Here is a 22,508-nt window from a genome sequence, read left to right on the forward strand (position 1 = left end):
GAGGGGGTCATTGTTTTTTTAGGTTTAAAATAGAACAAACCCTTGCAATAGCAAGGATTGAAATAAATAAAACAACGATAGTGTTAACACTATCTTTTACAGTATGGGAGGTAGAAAATGAGTAAAATAGTTGTAGAAAATTTATCTTATATTCTCTTACTTTTGGCTGGGAAAGGATTAAAAAATGATTATACAAGTTAAAAAGCATTCCATTAAATTTTACTTTAGTGAAATGCTTTTATCTTTTATTTTAAAATTTATGTTGTTATGCTGTTTTCTTATTTCTATTAAATATACAAGAGTTTCCTTGAAGATCTCTGCATTTCCCACAAGAAATACATTTTGCCTTACTACTATCTTCCCCACTCCATCTATTTATTAAATCAGGTTCTCTCAAAAATGGTCTAGATAATGAAAAATATTGAATTTTAGTATTTTCTAATACATCTTCCATTAAATCAAGTGATCTATTCCCACCAACTAAAATTACTGGTATGTTTATTTCATCTGCTATCTTTGCAGCATATTTTCTAAAATATGATTCTTTTTCTAAATATTTAAGTCCCTTTTCTCTTAAAGTTTTATCTTCCTCTTTTGCTCCTACAACTCCACTGATTTCTATAGCATCAATTCCAAGCTCTTCTAATCTCTTGCATACATATTCACAGTCTTCAAAAGAAAAACCATCTTCTATAAAATCAGAACAATTAATTTTAATTAACACTTGGAAGTCTTTTCCAACCTTTTCTCTTACAGCTGCTAAAGTTTCAAATATAATTCTTGCCCTATTTTCAATATTTCCACCATACTCATCAGTTCTTTTATTATAATGAGGACTTAAGAACTGACTGTAAATATACCCATGTGCAGCATGAAATTGAACCCCATCAAAGCCTGAATTTTTAGCTCTTAAAGATGCATCTGCAAAGCTTTCGATAAGACCTTTTATTTCTTCTTTTGTGGCTTCTCTTGGCATAACCCCATATACACTATGGGCTACAGCTGATGGTGCTAATATAACTCTTTCACCTACATTGAAGTTCGTTTGAGATCCACCATATGCAATTTGAAGTATTATATTTGTGTCAAAGTTATGAATTCTTTTAGTAAGATCTTTATATTCTTCAATAAATGAATCATCATAAATGCCCATCATTCCAGGATTTGGTTGTTCATATTCTGTAACAAAAGCGTAGCCCGTTATTATAGTACCCACTCCGCCTTTAGCAAGATTTTCATATACATCATATAATTTTTCTGTGATATGACCTTTTTCGTCAGCCATCCCTTCCCATGTAGCAGATCTAAAAAACCTGTTTTTTAGATCCATATTTTTTAAAGTTGTATTATCAAATAAACTTTTCATTTAAAACACTCCTTATTATAATGAAGCCCTATATATATTAAGCACATCTTGCGCTTCTAAAACCTTGAAATCTCCAAGTTTTCCACGTACAGTAGCTTGATTTGCCATTTTTTCTAAGCTTTCTTCTTCAATTCCAACTTCTCTTAATGAAGAAGGGATTCCTAATGATACAAAATATTCTTTTGTTTTTTTGATGGCACTATGAGCAATTTCATATTTATCAAAGCTAGCATCAATTCCCCATACATTAACCCCATATTCAACAAATTTATCCACTGTATTATCATTTAGAGCATATTCCATCCAATGTGGTGTTAAAATTGCAAGACTTCCTTTATTTTTGCAAATTATCTTATATAGTTTATAACTTCTCTATTTCTTTTTGATGGTCCAAAGACACCATCATCCTCTTTATATCCTACTGACACTGCATAAAATGGCTCATATCCATCTGGTAATTTTAATTTTTTAACTTCCTCAGTAAGGGTAAAGAAAGATCTAACAAATCCTACCCATACAGTTCCAAGTCCTATGCTTTCACCTGCAATTAGCATATTTTCAATTGCTGCAGAACAATCAACTAAAGAAGATTGAACCTCTTTTTTACCTGACAGTATTATTAAAGTAGGTGCATTATAAAATATATTTCCTGCACTTTTTCCAACATTTACTATGCTCTTGTTGTCACTTTCTCTCATAACTTCTTTCGACTTATCACTTATAAAATTTATCATATCTCTATTTTGTATTACAGTAAAATGCCAAGATTGTGAGTTGTTTGCACTAGGTGCTTGTATACCTGCATCTAATAATGCTTGCAATTCTTCTTCACTAATTTGTTTTTCTTTATATTTTCTTGTACTCCTTCTATTCTTTATTGCTTTTAGTACTTCATTTTCCACCTTTATCTACCCCTTAGTTTTTATTTTTTTGTATACCTTACCAAAAAGACATAATTGATTCCATATTTAATGATTTTCATCAGCAATAGCCACATTGCTTTTTAATATGCTGTATGCTATTATCATACTATAATGGTTCCAAATCGCAAGTACGCACTTTTTCATCACTTAGTATACAAAATGATACTATGTGATTTTGAAAATATGGAGGTGACAAAATGTCTAATTTAAAAAATAAATATAACTGCTCAATGGAGCTAACCATGGACTTAATCGGTGGCAAGTGGAAAATTAGAATTCTTTGGTATCTAAATATGGGTACAAAAAGATTTTCTGAAATCAAAAGATTAATTCCTGATATTACTCCAAAGATGCTTACAACTCAACTTCGTGAGATGGAAAATGATGATTTGATAACAAGAAAGGTGTATCCACAAGTGCCTCCAAAAGTTGAATACTCTATAACAAAGTATGGTAGTAGCTTACAAAATACACTTGATGAAATGTGCAAGTGGGGAACCACTTATGCTAATAATCATGATATTAAACTATAGATTTTAGCTTTATAAAAGAAACTTTAGACCTTCGCATCATTTACTATTTAAATACGTTTTAAAACTACAAATAGTAAATATATAATTTAATACTATCCAAAATTATCAATAATATGCTTAAAAGCATTTCATTAATTTTTAATCTAATGAAATGCTTTTATTTAGTACTTTTATAAAACTTAGATGTGATTAAAAAGTCTTTATACCATCCCATACCCTTTTTGCAAGTACTGGTGATGCCATTTGCAAATGCCTTAGGACAATGTTTTGTGTCTCACCTTTTGCATGTACAAGACCAAATACAATATTATTTACTAAGTTATTTTTTCCAAGGGTTGAAAGAGATTCATATTTCTCTCCCGCTTGTGTAAAATCATCTGGATTTTCTATTTCAGAGCGCATAATTTCACCAGCCACATATCTTCCATTTCCACTAGATACCATAGATTTTGGTGAGAAGTTTTGTTGTTTATTAATTGGTATATTACGAAAATCTGGTCCTAATCTATGGCGCTGTGCATCTGAATAAACAAAAGCTCTTCCTTGAAGCATTTTATCATCAGAAAATTCTAGTCCTTCAACCAAATTTGATGGTGCAAATGCCAGTTTTTCTACTTGCTCAGCATAATTTTCTGGATTACGATTTAGAACCATCTTCCCTACAGGTAAAAGTGGGTACTGTGTTTCATCCCACACTTTAGTGTCATCTAGTGGATCAAAAGGAAGTGTTTTTTCATCCTCAGGATTCATAAGCTGTACACATAGCACATATTCTACTGCCTGCCCTTTTGCTATACTATCATATAAATCTCCACCAGCTATATCGGGATTTTTGCATGCTAATAATTCTGCTTCTTTTTGATCTATACATTCTTCGCCTGCTACTGGTATCCAGTGATATTTCACGTAATGCCTAATACCTTCTTCATTTACCCAGACATAAGTACTTACACCATATGCCCTAATATGTCGAAAACTTTTCACAGTTCCTAAATCTGAAAAAAGCCATATTAGTATGTTGGTTGCCTCTGGATACTTAGCAAACAGTGTCCAAAAGTTCTGAGGATCTGCCATGTTATTAACAGGAGATGGCGCAAGATGGCTAATAGCATCTGGAACCCGAATAGCATCACGCACAAAAAATACAGGTATATGATTACAAAGAAGATCAAAGTTACCTTCCTTTGTATAGAACTTAGTTGTAAGCCCACGTAAATTTCTAGATGTGTCTGGCGTTCCTTTATTACTTGCAGCCAAAGAAAACCTCACCGCCACTGGTACCTTTGTATCAGGTATTTGCAAGAACCCGGCTTTTGTATATTCCTTCATAGAACGAAGGGTAAGAAAATACCCAAAAGCACCATATCCTTTTGTATGAACTACCCGTGGTAGAGTTGTAGAATAAGCAAATTCCTCTAAGGTTTCATGCAAAATTGTATCTTGTACAAGCACCGGTCCCCTCTTTCCTACCGTTTGAGAATGTAATCCTTTATTTTCTTTATATGGTGATGGTGACTTTTTATGAGTTGACTCCGAAGTCATTGGCTTACAGCTATCTCTATCCAAATATATTCCCCCTTATAAATGTGCTCCCATAAGGAAAACACAATAATAATATAGTATATTCTTACTTACTATATATATTCATAAGGGTAATTACTTTGTATTTTATATATCTATAATTATATTTATATAGCATAATATACTAAAATTTAAACACTTACATCTTAAACTTTAGTATAATAAAATAAGACATGATGATACAAAATAACAAATATATAATCCACGTAATTTACACCATGTAGGACTAATTAATAGGAAGGAGCAGAATTTACATGCACAATATGAAGGAGAAATTTGCTGATGTGCTTATGGAAATGTTAGAGCTTAAAACTTTAGATAAAATCACCATAAAGGACATCGTTACAAAGTGCGGGGTTTCCCGTCAAGCATTCTATTATTACTTTAACGATATTTACGACATTGTTGAGTGGATTTTCCTTACGGCTGCTGAAAATATATTAAAAGAGTTCAGTGATATTGATTCATGGCAATTCGGATATCGCTCTTTAATGTTTTGGTCGAAAAATCACAAGGCATTAGTGATTAACTCCTATAAGTCCATACAACGGGAATATATTGAGAATTTTATGACCACGGTTCTATATAGGTATATTGTGAAGGTGGTAGAATCTCAGGCAGTTGACATGGATGTTACCCCTACTCAAAAAGAATTTATATCCAAATACTTTACTCTTGCCTTCGTTTCAATTTCCTTAGATTGGATTCGTCGTGGGATGATAGAGGAACCCGATGACATTGTTAATCAAATCGAAATTTTAGTAAAAGGCGATTTTCGAAAAGCCCTATTAAACTTTGAAGAATCAAATTTTCCTGAAGGTAAACCATAATCTTTTGACATTCACCCCTCTATGTTAAAGGATTCTTTACATTACCATCTGTGTATCCATTGTGCTATTTACGCTTCCCTTATATTATAGTAATAAATACAATATAAGGAGGTTAAATCTATGTATTATACAAACGGAAATTACTCAGCTTTTTGTAAACCACTAAAACCAGAGGGAATCGAAAAGAAAAGCGCTTATCTTATTGGTGGTGGACTTGCCTCTCTTTCTGCAGCTGCTTTTCTGATTAGAGATGGTCAGATGGATGGAAAGAAAATTTATATTTTAGAAGAATTATCCTTACCTGGCGGTGGCTGCGATGGAATAAAAGATGATAACCGAGGATACCTTGTCCGTGGTGGACGAGAAATGGAGGATCACTTTGAGTGCCTGTGGGATTTATTTAGATCCATCCCTTCCATTGAGACCGAGAACGCTTCTGTTTTAGATGAGTTCTATTGGCTAAACCAAGAGGATCCTAGTTCTTCCCCTCTTCGTGTTACAGAAAATATGGGTCAAGATGCTCATACCCTTCATAATTTCAATCTTTCAGACAAAGCTGTATTGGAAATTGCAGAGCTTGTAATGACCCCTGAACGAGATTTAGATGACAAACGTATTACAGATGTATTCGGAGATGAATTTCTAAAATCAAACTTTTGGATTTTCTGGCGTTCTATGTTTGCTTTTGAGGAATGGCACAGTGCAATTGAGATGCGCCGCTATTTAACCCGCTTTATCCATCATGTAAAAGGTGTATCAGATTTATCTTGTCTAAAGTTTTCTAAATACAATACCTATGACTCTTTAATTCTTCCACTTGTCAGTTATTTAGAATCTAAAAATGTTAATTTCCTTTATGACACTGAAGTTTCCAATGTAGAATTTGATATTAAATCAGATAAAAAGGTAGCTAAACGCATAGTCTGTACCACCTCTGGAAAAGACAGCAGTATTACAGTAAGTGAAAACGATTTAGTATTTGTTACCTTAGGTTGCAACACCGAACAATCTGGTTTAGGTGATGATGATCATCCAGCAGTTGTACCAGAGGGATTAGGAGCCTCTTGGGAACTTTGGAAAAACATCGCCTCTCAAGATAAAAGCTTTGGTAATCCTGAAAAATTCTGTGGAGATGTTCCAAGTTCAAATTGGGAATCCGCAACAATTACCTGTTTTGATGATAAAATCCCATCTTACATTGAAAAATTAACTGGAAGAGACCCTTCCAACGGTAAGATTGTTACTGGTGGACCTATTACAGCTAAAGATTCGTCATGGTTAATGAGCTGGACAGTGAGCAGACAACCTCATTTTAGAGTTCAACAACCTGGGGAGTTAGTCCTTTGGGTTTATGGTCTATTTTCAGATGTACCTGGGGATTATATAAAAAAAGCAATGAAAGATTGCACAGGCACAGAAATTACAGAAGAATGGCTTTACCATATTGGTGTTCCTACATCAGATATTCCAGAACTTGCTAAGCATTCACACTGTATCCCATGTATGATGCCTTATGTTACCTCTTACTTCATGGTTAGAAGTGCTGGCGATAGACCTTTCATTGTTCCAGAAAAAGCAAACAATTTTGCATTCATCGGAGAACACGTTGAAACACCCGGCGACACCGTCTTCACAACAGAATACGCAGTTCGCACAGGTATGGAAGCTGTTTACACACTACTTGATATTAAGCGTGGTGTACCAGAAGTATTTGCCTCTGCCTTTGATGCTCGTTATCTACTTCAAGCTGCCGCAAGTCTATTAGATGGGCGAAAACTTACCGATGTTCATATTCCGCTTCAAAAACGTATGGCGGAAAATAAACTACTTAAGGAAATCAGTGGTACAGTTGCAGAAGATCTTTTAAAGGAATGTAATTTGATTTAATTTAGATTTCCTTTAAATATAATACAATACAATGAAATTTCAATTACAAAAACACTATGATCATCCTCTTAACTAACAACAAAATATAATCTAAAAAGGAGCAATAAACATATTGCTCCTTTTTAAATTACTTCATAATATAGTCATTATAAAAGATGATATAACTCCTTTAGATTTAAAATTCTCAACACGCTCTCATCAATTCTCGCTTCACTAATTGTACCATTTTTTATTGCATCATAAATACCATTATAAGATTCCACAAAATCTTCAGGCATCAAGATAATATCAATACCTGCTAAGATTGTATTTATTGCACTTTCCTTCGATGAATATTTCTTAGTAATAGCTCCCATCTCCATTGCATCTGAAATAACTACACCTTTATAGCCAAGCTCTTTACGAAGTTTTCCCTCAATAATCTCATTTGATAATGAAGCTGGAAGCTTATCTCCGGTTATGTTCAGTGCAGTTATGTGAGAAATCATAACCATATCCGTTGTATCAATGGAATTTATAAAGGGCACTAGTTCACCTTTCTTTAATTCCTCCCAGGTTTTTTCAATGGACACCTCACCTGTGTGTGTATCACCTTTTGTGTCTCCATGTCCCGGGAAATGTTTTACACAGCTCATAATTCCTGCTTCATGCAGTCCTGAAATTTCTGCAAAGACCATTTTAGAAACTAAATCAGGATCATTCCCAAAAGAACGATTTCCTATTACTATGTTTTTAGGATTTGTGTTAATATCAGCAACTGGAGCAAAATCTAAATTAAATCCATATGATTTTAGGTATGATCCTATAGTGAGTCCAACATCTTTTGCCTTTCCACTATTTTTGGTTTCTCCAACTTTCTGCATACTTTCAAATTTAGGCACATCAAATTTTGGTGACTTTGCAATTCGTGATACAGTTCCACCTTCTTCATCAATACCTACAAACAATGGAATAGCACTTTGCTTTTGCATATCCGAAATAAATGTAGTTAACTGCGTAGGATTTAAAATGTTTTTACCAAATAATGCAACACCGCCTATAGGGTATTTCTTAAGAGTTTCTTGCATATTTGTGTCAAGTTCTACCGCTCCATTGTTTGTTGAATCATTGATTTGTTTAGATTTTAAATTAAGCTCCAAATCATCAGGTCGTATAATAAAAAGCTGCCCGATTTTCTCTTCAAGTGTCATGCCATGAAGTAACTTTTCTGCCTTAGATTCTGTTTGTGCTATAGATGATGAGTGATCATCACCTGCGTCAACTTTTGGTAAGGGCGATGAATCCTTAGAAGATGATTCCTCATTAATACTACACCCCGAAAGCATTAATAGCGTTAAAACAAGTAATCCATAAATGAACCTTTTCATATTATAAGCCCCCTTTTAAAGTTGAATGTAAAAATGCACTTCAAATAAATATTCTCCCTTATTTACAATATTATAACATATTGTAAATAATATTATCTTTTATGTTTATAGATTTTTATATCTTACCCTAATGAAATGCTTGTACATGATAATTTTCTGATCCGGTTGAATGCAAAACTAACTTCCGTTTGCTTTATTTTTGCATGATTAAGTTCCGCTGATAATTGCCCTAAATTTTTGATATCTTATTTTTTAAAAAGTGCAGGTTTTAGATGTACTTCATCTGCTGAGATATGTTTTAATGACAGTTTCTCTAACAGTGAGTTATCTAATAACATTTGGGCCAGTTTAAATGGTGTATTCCCATTTAAACTAGCTCTTGCTGTACTATTAATATGATTTATCATTAAGGTTATATCTTCTTGAGTACGATTATTAAATGATATTCCTTTAGGTATTACATACCTTATGTATTCATGGTTTTTTTCCACATGTGGCTTCTGATAAGAAGCCATAGGATTGCAGTAGAATATCTTAGTTCTTTGATTTCCTTCAGCATCTAATTCTAAAGCTTCAGGTTTTTTAAATTCTGAGCCGTTGTCTGTTAAAATAACAGGAAAGCATTTATTAAATACTTCATGTCCTAATAACGCATATAGCTTATCTATAACTTCCTTTACATCTACCTGGCTACAGCTTTCAATAATGAAAGCTAGCATTAATGAGCAATTCCTAAAAAGAAATGTTAGAAGAACTTTACCACTTCGTGTGCCGTGGACAGTATCCATCTCTACTACAGGAATATTAGGATTATCGTCAACAAATTTAACAAAGTTATCAAATGTTCTTCCAACTCTATCTGTAGATTCTTTAGTCACAGGTTGTTTATGTTTTTTTCTAGGTTTATATTTAACTTTCCTAGGCAAATCAATGCTTCTAGCAGTAAAAGCATTTTTATCAAAATAATAATATAAAGTTCTTTCACAGCAGTTTATTTCATTCTTATGATGGGTCAAAATATGGGATAGTGATTGTCCTTTAGAAATAAGTGGTGAAATTATATCATCTATCTTTTTCAAATCCTCTGAGGTTATATTCAAATCTTCTCTAGATGATGTTAATAAATCTCTATACTTTGAATCTGCAACTTTAGCTTTATAGTAGCTTTTTTCAGCCATACACGTAGTTACTGTGTTGCAACCATTACAAACATATGGGTAACGGTTAATCTTAGTACATTTCTTAGTGGAATATTCATTGCAAGTTCGATAACAATTTATAAAGCTACACTTCTTACATTGCTTACCACACCTATTATTACACAAGTTTGTCTTAGTGCAACTTCTCCAATGTTGGCATGGTTGCACATCATTTTCTTTTCTCTTACTTACTCTAAGAAATCTATTTCTTCTAATCTCTTTGGAGATAGTAGTTGGGTCTTTCTTAACTCTTTCAGCAATTTCTTTTAATGTATAATTTTGATCTAAACCATACTCAATTATAAGGCGATCTTCTATTATAAGGTGTTTTCCTTTGCATAACTCTTTATTTGACATAATTAATCCTCCTAATATGCTTAGGACAAATATCAAATTAATTATATCAAACACTTTGTAATACTAAATTCTGTTTATCAATAAAAACGGAACTTAACTTTTCAATTTACGATTTTCTGATCCAGTGTTATTGGAGCAAGTTAAATTAAACCATAAAAGTAAGTATTTCTAAAATCATTTGAATATTTGCTTTCTTTATTACATTTTTTACGTATAATAAAGATATACCTTAAAAAAGATTAAAAAGGGGAAGGGTAAAGGTAAGTACATAAAGGTAATCTGTAAATGTAGTATTAAAATAAATTATAAAAGGAGATTGTATACATGAAGAGCAAAAGATTAAAACAAATTATTTCAATGGCATTATGTGCAATTATTATTTCAGGGTTTGGAGGATTCAAAGTTATTAAGACTAATGCAAGTGAACTTACTAATATAGATTTAGTCTATTCAAATGCTTATAAAGCTACAATGAAAGCACAAGAGGATAATACTCAAAAATCTATTAATGATGCTAGATTAGCAATTGATGAGCTTAAAGCCATACTGCCAAATAGTAATGCAATTCCAACATGGTCAAGCTTAACTGACAAAATTCAGCATCCAAAGCTTGTAAAGATAGTAAACTCAATAAGTAAAGCACAAAAAGATCAAACTCAAAAATCCATTAATGAAGCCAGAGATACAATTGAAGATGAATTACCTTTAAAATGGAAGAATTCTTATAGTTCTGCATTAGATGTAGTTCAGCAATTTAAAATAAACCAGGTAGTAAAGGCCATAGATAAGGCAAAAATTACAAAGGATATAGAAGATATAGATATAGCCTGGATTTTTATAACTGAAATTAAGACCTCAAACAAAGCACCAATATATAATTGGGGTAAATCAATTGAAGATAGCTTTTATGAAGCTCTTATCTCCGGGGTTAATCCAACTACACCACCAGTAACTAAACCAGAACCTACTAAACCAGTTCAAAATGGATTAAGTAAAAGTGAAATAGAAAAAAGACTTCCTGGGCTTGGATTTTCATATAGTGAGAGTGACAGTGGACCTCGAATAAGATGTTATATTGAAGGAAATATGCGAGTAGCAATAAGTAATACCCGTTTAACACTTGGTATATCTAAAAACTCAGCAAGTACAATGAATAAAACAAAACAAATATTAAATATGGCATTGCCTACATCTGGAAATGAAGTTTATGGAATAATTTCAGCTCCATTTAACAGTCAAACAATTGAAAGAGATGGAAAAACAATTGAAATGATGTCTGATTCAGCAGGAATATCTATCGAGATTTTTTATTAAAATCTTAAATAAAAGATGAATTTATTAATACAACAGGTTCGGTTTAGATTTTTAAAACTAAAATAATAAAAAATCACTTGAGTTTTAAAATAGTTTAAAACTCAAGTGATTTTTTTATTTATAATATTAAGTTTATTGTTTCTTTTATATTAAACTATTAGTTATATTATAATTAATACTATTTAGTTAATTTTAAAAAAGGTTTTGTATATAATATTAAAAATATGAAAAAGGAATTTTTTTAATAAAAATAAATTATGCAGTTTTGTTATAGGTAAATATAGTAAGCCATAGAAATATGACAATATTGTAAATTAAGGAGGAAAATTATGAAAAAAAGTTACTGTATATAAAGTAAGTAGAAAATATTATATTTATAAAATTAGAAAATGTTGAGGACATTCCTATTTTTAAAGATGATTTAAAAAAAATTGTCAAATAAAACATTTCTGTAAAATTAAACGAGGGTTATATTGTAGTGAAAGCTGTCGGGGATAATTAATTATAATGCAACAACTATGAGAATAAAATAAAGGAGATTAGAGCTATGGATATATTAAAACAAATTGAAGAAATAGCTAAAAAGGGATATTCTATTGAATATATTGCAGTAGATCAACAACAGAATGGTAATGAAAAACAAATAAAGCAAGGTTTAATAAAAAAAATAACTTACACTGTTTATATAATAAGATTAAAGGATTCTGAAACAGTATATACTGAATCAAAAGATTGTATTGAAGATTGCTTAGAAGCAGGAATAAACTTTGTAAAGACAAAACTACTTGCTACGTATTTTAATTTATAATTTAATAAAGGATGAAAAATTTAAAAGGAGTTGTTAATATGGGAATAACAATAAGTTCAAAAAGATATAGTTGTGATATGGGATATGGTGGATTCGGTAGATTTAGGAAAGTGGTAGCAGAAAATATAAATGATGAATTTTATAATCATTATTCAGAGTTATCAAGCCAAGAAGCAATGTTTTCTTTCGGAATTGAGCGAGAAAAGTATTTTGAAAAATATGATGCAAAAACGAAAGAATATATAGAAAAAAAGATTTTAACTGTAGAAGTTGCTAATTTCTTATATCAAAGCGATTCTGATGGAGAAGTAAATAGAAAACAAGCAAAGCAAATATATGAACTCATAAAAGAATGTGATGATAATATAAGTTTTGGATATGTAGGGAGAACAGATTGTGCAAAAATGGCTGATCTTAAAAAGATTTTTTCAGATAAAACAAAAGTTGAATGGCGTTAAATATATAAATAATAAATATCACACTTCAACTATAATGTAAATTAAAATAGTAGGTACAATACCTACTGTTTTTTTTTATAAATTCATATGTAATTTATAATGGTATAACTATAGGATATGATTTGTTTTAGATACACCTCTAAATTTAATCTATTGCATAGGATCATTATTTATTTAAAATACATAAAAATGAGTTAATTTAATAGTTAATATATATAGTAGAATTAGTTGAGTATATCTATATTTAATTAAAAAAAATAAAAGAAAGTCTATTCTACGATTATAAAGTTTTATTTTCCATACTATATATATATAATTGGAATAAGATGTTTTTATAAAATAAAAAAAAGGAGTATGTAACTTATGAATAAAAAAATTGTTTCTGCAATTGCACTTGGAGTTTTATTTAGTAGCATTTTCCCAATTATTGCAAATGCACAACCTATATCAATTCAAAAGGAAGTAATTAGTAATTCTTTATTAAGAAATGATTTTATAAAGAATAGTATTTCTGAAAAATATCCCAAATTAAAAACTATAAATTCAGATGCATTAGTTAATCAAAAATTTTCAAAAGATATATATGATAGTTTAGATAGTATAATTTCTAAATTAAATAAAGCTATTAATAGTAGTGATATTGAGCAATTAAATATTGTTTTAGATGATTTTTTAAAACTCCACACCACAGTTGAATATGAAGATATTGTTTTACACAGTGAATATGACCAATTTGATTATATTTTCTTTAATTCAATTGCATTAATGTTTGAGCTTACAGATAGTAATCTCCCTTTAAGAAATGAAATGTTGAGCAAATTAATGGATAATATGTATCTTAGTTCAGCTAAAAAATTTAATACACTTGGTTATGGAAGCTTTATTAGTAGATATGGTCAATATACGTATAAATCATTATCCGAATATATAAAAGATGAAAGAACAGTTGAAATAATGCTTCATGGGTTTTGTATGTTAAATTCTATTGAAGACTATGGATATAGACCTATTGTGCCAGAGGATAAAGATACACCCTCTAAATCCTTTTTTCCAGAAGATCAATTACCTTCAATAATAAAACCTGATCTCGTGCCTCCACCACCTGAAATATCTCCGGAAGTTGAGATACCACCTATTAAACCTCCTGTTAAAAGACCTGCTGGGAATGGAGAATTTACAGATACTCCAAAAGATTACGAAGAGTTTGAGTTTGAATGATAAAGTAATCTTTTGGGCCTGAATGTAGTTGTGGGAAACGACGTGACTCTCTTGCTATTTTATATTCCATTCATAAGTTTCTAAATCGTGATTTACTGCCCAAACTTGTGCATGCCATGGATATTTTCTAGATACTTTACTTCCTTTAATTCTTACAGCATAAGCTTTTTTGTTAACTTTCTTAACGTTATTTAGTACCGAATAAATCGCTTTATCATATTCACACTTATTTCCAATACTATTACCTCCCCAAGCAATAATTACATCATCAACAATTTCAAGTAATGAATTTAAAAATTCATTGTTTTTATTCATAACTTCTTGGAACCTTGCTGAATTAATAAATGTCTTCACCTCTTTAGGATCAGTTGAATAATTTGGAAACAAGTTCATAATATAAACCTTACTATATTTATTTTCACAAAACTTAAGCACATTATTTATTGTATGATCTGATATATTTTCATCTGCCTTACTTGGGTTTTTCATTATTACAAGTATGCTCTTATCATTATTGATATGAATATAAGGTACACATAATAAGTATCTGAAGTTTTCAGACACTTCAATTGTAATTTTCTTAGTATCAATATATTTACGGTATTTATATATTTTTTCTTTACTCATTCTCAACCTCAACACCTTCCATACAATCAAAAAAGTATGTTTCACTTTTAATATTATTTACTAACTTGACATATTTAATTATGTTAATACATTCATTCCACAACAATCTTATGTCTAGAAAGTTTTAAAAAACTTTATATATTTTTTAATTATATTCATATTTTAAATTTATCAGTTAAAATTACTGTGTATATAACTTTTTAATATAATACCTTTTTCTGATGGCTTTTCTTTTGCAACTTATGTGTAACGCTTTTTCCTAAATCCTTCAAAAATTTCATATCCTATATTGCCAGCATATTTAAATCAGCTGTATCATAAAATAGCATTGTCACTTCCTCCTAAAGTTGTAAAAAATAAAAGATATTAATTTATTGTACAAAGATATTTAGAAGTTTTTTTCCTTTAAATTCTCCTGGTTTATTCGTTACGTAACAGCTGATAAAATGTAGTTTCAGGTATTATCTTAATATCTAAACCCTTTAAAATCATATCCTCAGCTTTTTTTTGTTTTGAACTTTTTCCTCCTTTAATAGATGCACAATAAGAATTGTCACCTAGAATCAGATAATTTGTATCCTTAGTAACTCCGTTTTTACATATACCACCAACATTTGCCACATACTGCATGGCAGTATGTCTATCAAATTTATCTAATTGTCCAGTAAACACACATCTTTTCTGATATAAGGGGTGCATTTCATCAAAAACATCTGTATCTAGCACAATATCTTTTGCTTAAGCGTAAAGCTTATGTTTAGAACTTACCTTTTCTACAATTTGGATGTTTAGTATTTCACAAATCTGTTTTTCACTGTATATTTCTATAGAACCCATTTTTTCACGTTGTTTTGCCCTTTCTAACCAAGGCTCCCAAATTTCATCAAAGGTATCTTGTGTACAAAAACGCTTATAAGTTACATCATTCATTATAAGACAATCGCTTGTTGAATAAAAAGCATTGTATACCCTACAATTCATATCTTCAAAAATGCATTCTAAGAGTCTTGGATGCGTATATTTTAATTTAGTCTTAATTGAAATTTTTTTATTACAAAACTGTTTTCCATCTTTAGTGCTTTTCTGAATTTGCTCTAAATATGCTTCACGATAATTTTCGCTAAGATGAGATAAACATTTTATTAATTCATAAGTCATTTGCACATCATTATCTGCTCTATGTTGCCCGGTATCAGTGATTTTAAAGTAATCGACTAATGTACCAAGTTTAAAGTTAGGAATATCATTAATCAAGCTTTTAGCCAGAGACACCGTATCAATTCTTTCATTTTCTATAGGTTTACCTAAATACTTTTCGCTATTATGATTTAAAAAACGATAGTCAAAAGAAACATTATGACCAACAAGTGGTAGCTTATTTGAAAAGTCAATAAATTCCTTGATAGCAATATCAGTTGATACTCCTAATGCAACGTCTTCATCTGATATTCCAGTTAATTGTTTGATAAAGGGTGGAATAGGAGTATCTTGTTTTATGAATGTATGAAAGGAATCCTGGATATCTCCGCCTTGGATTTTGACTGCCCCAATTTCTAAAATATTACAAAAGTCAATAGAAAAGCCAGTAGTTTCTATGTCTACAATAATATATTCATTTTCTGTAATAATTGATGTTTTATTATTCATAGTTTCTCTTTAGTGGTAGAGTGTACAATAAGTACCAAACACTCACTAAAACTCATCTCCTTTATATATTATATATCTCATTTATCCCATGGCTACCATCCGTAACACCCCTATCCTCTTCAAGGTGGGAGATGACGGCTGCTACGCCCCTTTATAAGTTCTTCTAAGACTCACTTGATAAAGTGCAAATCCACTTTATACGTTACAACTACTATAATGTTCCATAGTTAAACCATTAATATGTTAACTATAATTTCGACATATCTATATATAGTCCTTTAAAATATTAATTATATTTTTAAAATAACTATACCCTCAATCTTGTGAAAAAATATTCTATGATATTCTATTTTTAAATTATATTTATACTCTATAATATTTTATAACATATCTCTACATTTCCTCTTATTTTTATTGTTTCACATATAAATAATTAGAGTAGACGCACACTAAAAAGCACTTCATTAAATTTTAATCTAATGAAATGCTTTTACCTAATAATTTTCTTGGCCTCTGAAATATTTGTAGGAAATAAAGTTAGCCTTTTGCTACTCCACCTAAAATACGAGCAAATATGCTACTATAACTAACATTGTACTTAATAACGTTCCTAATAAGTAGTATTCTGAAAACTTCGGATCATCGGCAATCTTATTATACCTATAAGTGCTCCCGCATTTGGGTGTCCTCCCACTTCGTCTTCATTCATCGTTGGTTTATATCTATATAGCACTTTCTTAATTGTTATACTAACCGGTTTTATTATAATAAGTAAAACTAATATCCAAGAAAAGATACTTAGAACATCGGCTGGTAATCTATTTAAAATAGATTGAATGCAATAGATATAACTAATAGGTTCGGATAGAAGATATATGGTCAAAGTAGTAACCATAATTATAAGAATATGTATTATCTGATCAACAGAGTATGCTAATACATCTATTTTGTCACTTATTGTTATTTTATTTTTTATAAAGAACTTCATTAACTCAACTGTAAAATGAGCTATAGAAATAATAAAAGCCCATTTTAACAGTTGAAAACTAAATACTGGAATAATTACAAACATCATTGAAAACAAGTATATTACACTATGTTTCAATAGCTTTTTGAATGATTCATCCTTGTTTAGTGCTAATTCAGAGGACTGTAAGTAGAAATCACCTAATACATGACCAATTAAAAATAAAATTAACATAATCTTAGCCATTGGTTCCCCCCCTATCCTTACTTAAAAAAGTGTTAACTGTATCTATTGCAGATTTGTAAGAGTAGAACCGGGCATTACTTAGTGCTTTATTTACACTAGATTGGCCAATGTTAAGGATATTTGCCGCTTTATATTGATTCTTATCATTCGAAATATATGCGTAAATAATTTCTTTTTGCCGGTCTGTCCACTTGGATTTTAATGCAGTACAGACAGATAAGATAGAATTTAATAGTTCATCTATTTCAATATTATTTTCTTCTGAGCATATCATAATATTAGAATCTCTCTCCGTATATTGAAATCTTTTACTTTCAATCTCTTTAATCATTTTTCTTGCACGATGATATGCAGGCCCATCAATTTCTAATGAATTATCAAAATTAATATCTGTGCTAATCTCACCAATTCCAATACCAAAACGTAATTCAATGGGTGTCATTGCCATTTCAACCTCACAAATAATGTTCATAATATTATTTCTACTTTTAAGCAACCCCTGAAACTCGTCTCCTAAAGTAATGGTAAATTTAGATGCAATATCTTCTGAGTATTTAGTGTTGATATCTGCTAGCACATTCTTAAACTTGTGCTGTATAACTTTTCGATCTTTTATTTGTTTTGAATCTACAATATCGCCAATAATAGCAACATATTTATCAAGGAAAAATAAGGAAAACATCTAATCACCTCTCCTATATTATATCAAAACCAAAGATGCATTACAATATGAATCATTGCCTTTAATTCATTCAGACATACATCTTTGCATCCTCTCTTATTTTTATGGTTTCACATATAAATAATTAGAGTAGACGCACACTAAAATGCACTTCATTAAATTCTACTTTAATGAAGTGCATTTACTTGGTAATTTTCTGGCCCCTAGGGTAGTTAATTGTTAATTGTTTTTATTTATAAACTATTACTCTATCTTCTAAAGGTTTGAATTCTTTCTCACCTGGGTTGGATGTTGGTTTTCCAAATGGCATTTGTGCTCTCATTTCCCAACCTTCTGGTATATTCCATTCTTTTTTTACCTCTGCTTCTATAAGCTCATTATAGTGTTGAAGTGATGCACCATATCCATTTAATTCTAACGATGTCCAGATATTGAATTGATTCATTCCACTTGATTCCTTTGACCATATTGGGAAGTTATCCTTATATGTTGGAAATTCATTTTGCAAATATTCTACTGTATCGTTATCTTCAAAAAATAATATTGTTCCATAACCCGCATTAAATGAATTAATTTTTTCTTCAGTAGTAGAAAATTTATCTGCATCTACTATTTTTCTTAGTGATTCTTTAGTTATATCCCATAGTTTTGTATGATGCTTATCTAATAATAAAACTACTCTAGCAGTTTGTGAATTAAATGCTGATGGTGTATATTTTACTGCATGCTCTATTATCTCTTTAATTTTATCATCAGATACTACCTTCTCTTTACTAATTTCATAATATGTTCTTCTTCCTTCTATTGCTTCATAAAAATTCTTTGTCATTTTTATTCCTCCATTTTTTTAGTTTTTTTTCATTTCTATAATTAATATGTGAGATGTACTTTTTGATTTAATTATAATATCTTCTTCTACTATTTCTAATGCATCTTTATCATTTAACACTATATTATTAATTTCTGAACTTCCTTCTATTTGCACTAAATATGATTGTCTTCCTTCTCCTACTTTAAAATCTATTTCTTTATCTTTATGTAGTTCCAATACATAAATATTTGCATCTTGATTAATTTTTATTGGCGCATCGCCTTTGACACTTGATACTATTTGTAGCCATTTATTCTTTCTATCTTCCCACTTAAATCTATAGTCTCCGTAATTTGGAGTAAGTCCTTTTTCATCTGGAAGTAGCCATATTTGTAAGAATCTAGCTGTGGTATCTCCATAATTGTGTTCAGTATGAGAGATGCCTGTTCCAGCACTCATATATTGTACATGGCCCCTTGTGATAGTGTTTTTATTTCCTATTGTGTCTCCATGATTCAGTTCTCCATCTACAACATATGATAGTATTTCCATATCTCTATGAGGATGCATTTCAAATCCTGTATTAGCTTTAACTAAATCATCGTTTATTACTCTTAAAACTCCAAAATTCATATTGTCTCTATTATAGTAGTTTGCAAAAGAAAAATGAAAGATACTTTGTAGCCATCCTAAATCTGATCTACCCATGTTTTTATTGTCTAATTTTCTTAACATAGCTTCCTCCTTTCAAATTAACTAGTATTTTTATCTTATTATTATTTAGTACTTAGTTACTTTTAGTTACTTGGTATATTTACATTATTGCATGTAGGTTTTTATATGTCAAGTATAATTCAAAATTATTTTAAAATAAAAAAAATCCTCTACATAATGCAAAGGATTTTGAATCTAACTTTAATTATTCTATCCACTTTTCAGCCCATTTTTGAACTTCATCCATAACCCTACTCAAGTCTTTTCCTTTCTCTGTGAGTTCATACTCAATTCTTACCGGGGTTTCTGGATAAACTGTACGCAGTACTATTCCATGGTTTTCTAATTCTTTAAATCGTTCTGTGAGCATTCTTGCACTCATATTTGGTATAGCAGCAGATATATCAGAGAAACGTTTTTGGTCATTTAGTAAGGTTCTTATGATTAATCCAGTCCATCTTTTACCTAATAGTTCAAAAGCCTCTTCAAATTTTGGACATAAATGATAATTTTCCATGCAACTCACCCCATATATATATCATATCATAGCTGGTATAATAAAGTAAGTACATTGTTTAAATATACTTACTTGTATTGCAACTTGTTAATATAACTCATTGGCTCTAGATGCAATTAGAAAAAATAAAGTGACCCCCTTATTGCTTAAAGTATAAAAAGTACATATTCAGACATACTAAAATTCATAGGGAAGATTCCTTATATAAATTTGAGCTTTACATTATTATTTTAAAATTTAAAAACTATTATAATAAGGAAGATTAATTAAATCGCTCTCTTTCTTATAACATAACTATATAATATATAAAACCTTTTTATTTTTAAATAATTCTTCTATCTCTTTTGAAAAGAATTCTTTTATTTCGCTTATACTTTCTTTTTCATATACATACTTACCATATCCAAATTGTCCATATTTGAATTTACGCTCTTCCTCATTCATAGGTAATTCACTTTCAGGGAATACCTGAAGTATTCTATTTTTAGCTACTATTGTGTACCTATGAGATATTACCTCAAAGGTTACCGGGAATTTTAAGTTGCTTGGAAGCTTTTCACTTAACTCTAGTAATAAATCATGATAATCTTCTTTAAAGCTAGGATAAATAAATATTGGTGCAATTAAAAAACCAACAGGATACCCTGACTCTGCTACCTTTATAGCTGCTTCTATTCTTTTGTCACGAGAAGCAGTAAAATGTTCATATTTATCTATAACAAGAGAAGTGTTAATACTAAATCTTACTTCTGTATGTCCATTGTGTTCTAAGTTAAGCAATGATTCTATATCATTGTATTTTGTTACGAATCTAAATCTGGCATTTGTTTCTTTTCCAAAAAACTCTATAGCTTTCTTTAGTGAATTTGTATAAGGTTCCACAGGTATAGGGTCAGATGTAGCCGCTCCTTCAAATATAGTTATATCAGGTAACCTTTCGTTAATATATTTTTGAGCTTGATTTAAAATGTCATCTATATTAGTATGTACTTTTACAAAAGGCTTATCTCCTAACTGAGTATTCAAATAACAGTATTCACACTGTCCCATGCACCCTGACACTAAGGGAAGCTGATAGTGCGCAGATGGTTTACATGTTTGAAACTTCAAAGTCTTTTTAGTTCCAACTACCAAAGTCTTCTTACCTTCTCTATATTGAATAAATAAATCATTACCTGGAATATGCTCTTTTACTCTATTAGATGTCAAATTTATTATCTCAACATTATCATTATCTTTAAACATCGAAAAAATATTCTTGCCCATTTCATAATCTAAGGAATCTTTTTCAAATATAATTCTTTTAGGTCTAAACATATTCTCTCCTAAATAAATCACTCTATATTAAGTGATCTATTTTCTCCTTTCTGTTATAAATAAAATCTTTTTTCTTTGTATCTTATTGTTTCCTAAAGTTTATAGTTATATCCTAGAAATACTAAAATATATTAATAAAACCAACCTAAGTTTAAAAAGCACCCCATTAAATTTTACTCTAATGAAATGCTTGCCCCGGATAATTTTTGGGGTCCTAAAGTTGTTCGGTGAACAATATAATATTTTGCTATTTATTTCTTTTTTTGTCTATGTACATATTTGTATCAGCTCTTTTAAATACATCGTCAACGGTATTCAATGAGGTTTCACTAAAGGCATGTCCTATAGAAAGTTTAATTAGAAAGTTTTTATTTTCAGTATTATATATTGATATTATCGTATTGAGCTTTTTACATATATCAATAACATCAAATTCACTTGTGTCTTTTATAAGTATGCCAAATTCGTCTCCTCCTAATCTAGCTATAACTTTATTTTCATCAGATAAATTTAGAAGTAAATTAGAAGTATTCTTTATAAGTAAATCGCCCTTATCATGGCCAAATGAATCATTTATAACCTTTAAATTATCTAAGTCACAAATAATTAAACCTATTGGAGTGTTGTTTGTATTATTACATATTTTCAGTTGTTCATCAAAATAAGCTCTATTTCTAAGCCCTGTAAAAACATCATGAGATGTAAGATATTTTAGTTTTTCTTCTAACTCTACCTTTTGGCTAATATCTCTACAAATACCTTGCACACCAACAAGCTTACCACCTTCGTCATAAATTGGAATTGGATAGTCCTCCATCCATAGATAGTTACCATCTTTATGTTTCCATCGGGTTATAACTGATTTTGAGTAATCCATTTCACCTGACGCTTTTCTTTCTAATTTAAGTACGTCGTCAGGATGTGCATTTTCAAAAACATATAGAGGATTTTCATAATTTAAATCTAAACTATGACCTAATACAGCTTCTACAGATTTACTTAAATAAATAAATTTTCTTTCAGGCGAAACCTGGTAATAATATATTATATCCTTTGAATTATTTAAAATATTATCAATCATGTTTAATCTTTGTTCATTTACCTTACATTTTGAAATATCCATCATTGAATCATAGATA

22 protein-coding genes and 1 pseudogene are annotated in these 22,508 nt (G+C 30.1%); 7 read left to right on the forward strand and 16 right to left on the reverse strand.

The window, feature by feature from the left end; translation table 11 throughout:
* Positions 1-265 precede the first annotated feature (265 nt).
* The 3 genes and pseudogenes from BD821_RS12350 to BD821_RS12360 form a co-directional block, all read right to left on the reverse strand.
* Positions 266-1,366 carry an NADH:flavin oxidoreductase gene (locus BD821_RS12350; protein WP_104410737.1) on the reverse strand — a complete coding sequence of 367 codons (1,101 nt, stop codon included), beginning with the start codon at positions 1,364-1,366 and terminating at the stop codon, positions 266-268.
* 15 nt (positions 1,367-1,381) lie between these two features.
* Positions 1,382-1,693, reverse strand: a pseudogene (locus tag BD821_RS12355) (NADH-dependent alcohol dehydrogenase); the annotation flags it as partial.
* Between the two features lie 20 nt (positions 1,694-1,713).
* Positions 1,714-2,268 (reverse strand): nitroreductase family protein, encoded by a 555-nt coding sequence (locus BD821_RS12360; RefSeq protein WP_104410739.1) that lies wholly within the window; start codon positions 2,266-2,268, stop codon positions 1,714-1,716.
* Between the two features lie 218 nt (positions 2,269-2,486).
* On the opposite strand from BD821_RS12360, the gene BD821_RS12365 reads away from it, so the two are divergent.
* A complete protein-coding gene (locus BD821_RS12365; protein WP_104410740.1) occupies positions 2,487-2,822 on the forward strand; it encodes a winged helix-turn-helix transcriptional regulator in 336 nt (111 codons plus the stop codon).
* 189 nt (positions 2,823-3,011) lie between these two features.
* Here BD821_RS12365 and BD821_RS12370 read toward each other — a convergent pair whose 3' ends face one another.
* Positions 3,012-4,388, reverse strand: coding sequence for a catalase (locus BD821_RS12370; protein ID WP_242971512.1), 1,377 nt, complete (start codon positions 4,386-4,388; stop codon positions 3,012-3,014).
* Positions 4,389-4,666: 278 nt separating this feature from the next.
* Here BD821_RS12370 and BD821_RS12375 point away from each other — a divergent pair, with 278 nt between their 5' ends.
* Positions 4,667-5,233, forward strand: a complete 567-nt coding sequence (locus BD821_RS12375) for a TetR/AcrR family transcriptional regulator (RefSeq protein WP_169994207.1) — start codon at positions 4,667-4,669, stop codon at positions 5,231-5,233.
* Positions 5,234-5,353: 120 nt separating this feature from the next.
* Complete coding sequence (locus BD821_RS12380; protein ID WP_104410742.1) at positions 5,354-7,120, forward strand: oleate hydratase; 1,767 nt, start codon at positions 5,354-5,356, stop codon at positions 7,118-7,120.
* A gap of 146 nt (positions 7,121-7,266) precedes the next feature.
* Here BD821_RS12380 and BD821_RS12385 read toward each other — a convergent pair whose 3' ends face one another.
* Entirely contained in the window at positions 7,267-8,487 is a 1,221-nt protein-coding gene (locus BD821_RS12385; protein WP_104410743.1) for a glycoside hydrolase family 3 protein, read from the reverse strand.
* A 245-nt stretch (positions 8,488-8,732) separates the two neighbouring features.
* Complete coding sequence (locus BD821_RS12390) at positions 8,733-10,043, reverse strand: IS30 family transposase (RefSeq protein ID WP_104410744.1); 1,311 nt, start codon at positions 10,041-10,043, stop codon at positions 8,733-8,735.
* Positions 10,044-10,367: 324 nt separating this feature from the next.
* Between BD821_RS12390 and BD821_RS12395 the strand changes: the two genes are divergently transcribed.
* The 4 genes from BD821_RS12395 (at position 10,368) to BD821_RS12410 (ending at position 13,841) form a co-directional block, all read left to right on the forward strand.
* Positions 10,368-11,357, forward strand: coding sequence for a hypothetical protein (locus BD821_RS12395; RefSeq protein ID WP_104410745.1), 990 nt, complete (start codon positions 10,368-10,370; stop codon positions 11,355-11,357).
* 547 nt (positions 11,358-11,904) lie between these two features.
* Complete coding sequence (locus BD821_RS12400) at positions 11,905-12,165, forward strand: hypothetical protein (RefSeq protein WP_104410746.1); 261 nt, start codon at positions 11,905-11,907, stop codon at positions 12,163-12,165.
* Between the two features lie 38 nt (positions 12,166-12,203).
* On the forward strand, positions 12,204-12,623 hold the full coding sequence (locus BD821_RS12405) for a hypothetical protein (protein ID WP_104410747.1): 420 nt from the start codon (positions 12,204-12,206) through the stop codon (positions 12,621-12,623).
* A 363-nt stretch (positions 12,624-12,986) separates the two neighbouring features.
* Positions 12,987-13,841: a hypothetical protein gene (locus BD821_RS12410; RefSeq protein ID WP_104410748.1), complete on the forward strand. Its 855-nt coding sequence runs from the start codon at positions 12,987-12,989 to the stop codon at positions 13,839-13,841.
* 54 nt (positions 13,842-13,895) lie between these two features.
* On the opposite strand, the gene BD821_RS12415 is transcribed toward BD821_RS12410, so the two are convergent.
* The 10 genes from BD821_RS12415 to BD821_RS12460 all read right to left on the reverse strand — a co-directional run bounded on the left by BD821_RS12415 (position 13,896) and on the right by BD821_RS12460 (position 22,495).
* Positions 13,896-14,468, reverse strand: coding sequence for a DUF1643 domain-containing protein (locus tag BD821_RS12415; protein ID WP_104410749.1), 573 nt, complete (start codon positions 14,466-14,468; stop codon positions 13,896-13,898).
* Between the two features lie 420 nt (positions 14,469-14,888).
* Positions 14,889-15,194, reverse strand: coding sequence for a BRCT domain-containing protein (locus BD821_RS12420; protein WP_242971513.1), 306 nt, complete (start codon positions 15,192-15,194; stop codon positions 14,889-14,891).
* A 12-nt stretch (positions 15,195-15,206) separates the two neighbouring features.
* Positions 15,207-16,115 (reverse strand): 3'-5' exonuclease, encoded by a 909-nt coding sequence (locus tag BD821_RS12425; RefSeq protein ID WP_104410750.1) that lies wholly within the window; start codon positions 16,113-16,115, stop codon positions 15,207-15,209.
* A 610-nt stretch (positions 16,116-16,725) separates the two neighbouring features.
* Positions 16,726-17,328, reverse strand: a complete 603-nt coding sequence (locus tag BD821_RS12430; protein ID WP_104410751.1) for a DUF3307 domain-containing protein — start codon at positions 17,326-17,328, stop codon at positions 16,726-16,728.
* Positions 17,321-18,010, reverse strand: a complete 690-nt coding sequence (locus tag BD821_RS12435; RefSeq protein WP_104410752.1) for a SatD family protein — start codon at positions 18,008-18,010, stop codon at positions 17,321-17,323. Before BD821_RS12435 ends, BD821_RS12430 begins: the two co-directional genes overlap by 8 nt.
* Before the next feature lie 229 nt (positions 18,011-18,239).
* Positions 18,240-18,839 (reverse strand): nitroreductase family protein, encoded by a 600-nt coding sequence (locus BD821_RS12440; RefSeq protein WP_104410753.1) that lies wholly within the window; start codon positions 18,837-18,839, stop codon positions 18,240-18,242.
* A gap of 18 nt (positions 18,840-18,857) precedes the next feature.
* Positions 18,858-19,556, reverse strand: a complete 699-nt coding sequence (locus tag BD821_RS12445) for a pirin family protein (RefSeq protein ID WP_104410754.1) — start codon at positions 19,554-19,556, stop codon at positions 18,858-18,860.
* A 184-nt stretch (positions 19,557-19,740) separates the two neighbouring features.
* Positions 19,741-20,052: a winged helix-turn-helix transcriptional regulator gene (locus tag BD821_RS12450; protein ID WP_029450738.1), complete on the reverse strand. Its 312-nt coding sequence runs from the start codon at positions 20,050-20,052 to the stop codon at positions 19,741-19,743.
* A 294-nt stretch (positions 20,053-20,346) separates the two neighbouring features.
* Positions 20,347-21,369, reverse strand: coding sequence for a spore photoproduct lyase (gene splB, locus BD821_RS12455; RefSeq protein ID WP_104410755.1), 1,023 nt, complete (start codon positions 21,367-21,369; stop codon positions 20,347-20,349).
* A gap of 247 nt (positions 21,370-21,616) precedes the next feature.
* Positions 21,617-22,495 (reverse strand): sensor domain-containing diguanylate cyclase, encoded by an 879-nt coding sequence (locus BD821_RS12460; protein ID WP_104410756.1) that lies wholly within the window; start codon positions 22,493-22,495, stop codon positions 21,617-21,619.
* Positions 22,496-22,508 lie beyond the last annotated feature (13 nt).

Source organism: Clostridium algidicarnis DSM 15099 (genome assembly GCF_002934235.1).
GTDB classification, from domain to species: domain Bacteria; phylum Bacillota; class Clostridia; order Clostridiales; family Clostridiaceae; genus Clostridium_L; species Clostridium_L algidicarnis.

Coding starts and splice junctions, on each gene's coding strand:
- BD821_RS12410 (WP_104410748.1), top strand. CDS start 12,987: ATGAATAAAAAAATTGTTTCTGCAATTGCACTTGGAGTTTTATTTAGT.
- BD821_RS12445 (WP_104410754.1), bottom strand. CDS start 19,556: ATGTTAAGAAAATTAGACAATAAAAACATGGGTAGATCAGATTTAGGA.
- BD821_RS12375 (WP_169994207.1), top strand. CDS start 4,667: ATGAAGGAGAAATTTGCTGATGTGCTTATGGAAATGTTAGAGCTTAAA.
- BD821_RS12435 (WP_104410752.1), bottom strand. CDS start 18,010: ATGTTTTCCTTATTTTTCCTTGATAAATATGTTGCTATTATTGGCGAT.
- BD821_RS12425 (WP_104410750.1), bottom strand. CDS start 16,115: ATGAATAATAAAACATCAATTATTACAGAAAATGAATATATTATTGTA.
- BD821_RS12460 (WP_104410756.1), bottom strand. CDS start 22,495: ATGATGGATATTTCAAAATGTAAGGTAAATGAACAAAGATTAAACATG.
- BD821_RS12365 (WP_104410740.1), top strand. CDS start 2,487: ATGTCTAATTTAAAAAATAAATATAACTGCTCAATGGAGCTAACCATG.
- BD821_RS12380 (WP_104410742.1), top strand. CDS start 5,354: ATGTATTATACAAACGGAAATTACTCAGCTTTTTGTAAACCACTAAAA.
- BD821_RS12415 (WP_104410749.1), bottom strand. CDS start 14,468: ATGAGTAAAGAAAAAATATATAAATACCGTAAATATATTGATACTAAG.
- BD821_RS12405 (WP_104410747.1), top strand. CDS start 12,204: ATGGGAATAACAATAAGTTCAAAAAGATATAGTTGTGATATGGGATAT.
- BD821_RS12450 (WP_029450738.1), bottom strand. CDS start 20,052: ATGGAAAATTATCATTTATGTCCAAAATTTGAAGAGGCTTTTGAACTA.
- splB (WP_104410755.1), bottom strand. CDS start 21,369: ATGTTTAGACCTAAAAGAATTATATTTGAAAAAGATTCCTTAGATTAT.
- BD821_RS12390 (WP_104410744.1), bottom strand. CDS start 10,043: ATGTCAAATAAAGAGTTATGCAAAGGAAAACACCTTATAATAGAAGAT.
- BD821_RS12400 (WP_104410746.1), top strand. CDS start 11,905: ATGGATATATTAAAACAAATTGAAGAAATAGCTAAAAAGGGATATTCT.
- BD821_RS12385 (WP_104410743.1), bottom strand. CDS start 8,487: ATGAAAAGGTTCATTTATGGATTACTTGTTTTAACGCTATTAATGCTT.
- BD821_RS12395 (WP_104410745.1), top strand. CDS start 10,368: ATGAAGAGCAAAAGATTAAAACAAATTATTTCAATGGCATTATGTGCA.
- BD821_RS12430 (WP_104410751.1), bottom strand. CDS start 17,328: ATGGCTAAGATTATGTTAATTTTATTTTTAATTGGTCATGTATTAGGT.
- BD821_RS12350 (WP_104410737.1), bottom strand. CDS start 1,366: ATGAAAAGTTTATTTGATAATACAACTTTAAAAAATATGGATCTAAAA.
- BD821_RS12440 (WP_104410753.1), bottom strand. CDS start 18,839: ATGACAAAGAATTTTTATGAAGCAATAGAAGGAAGAAGAACATATTAT.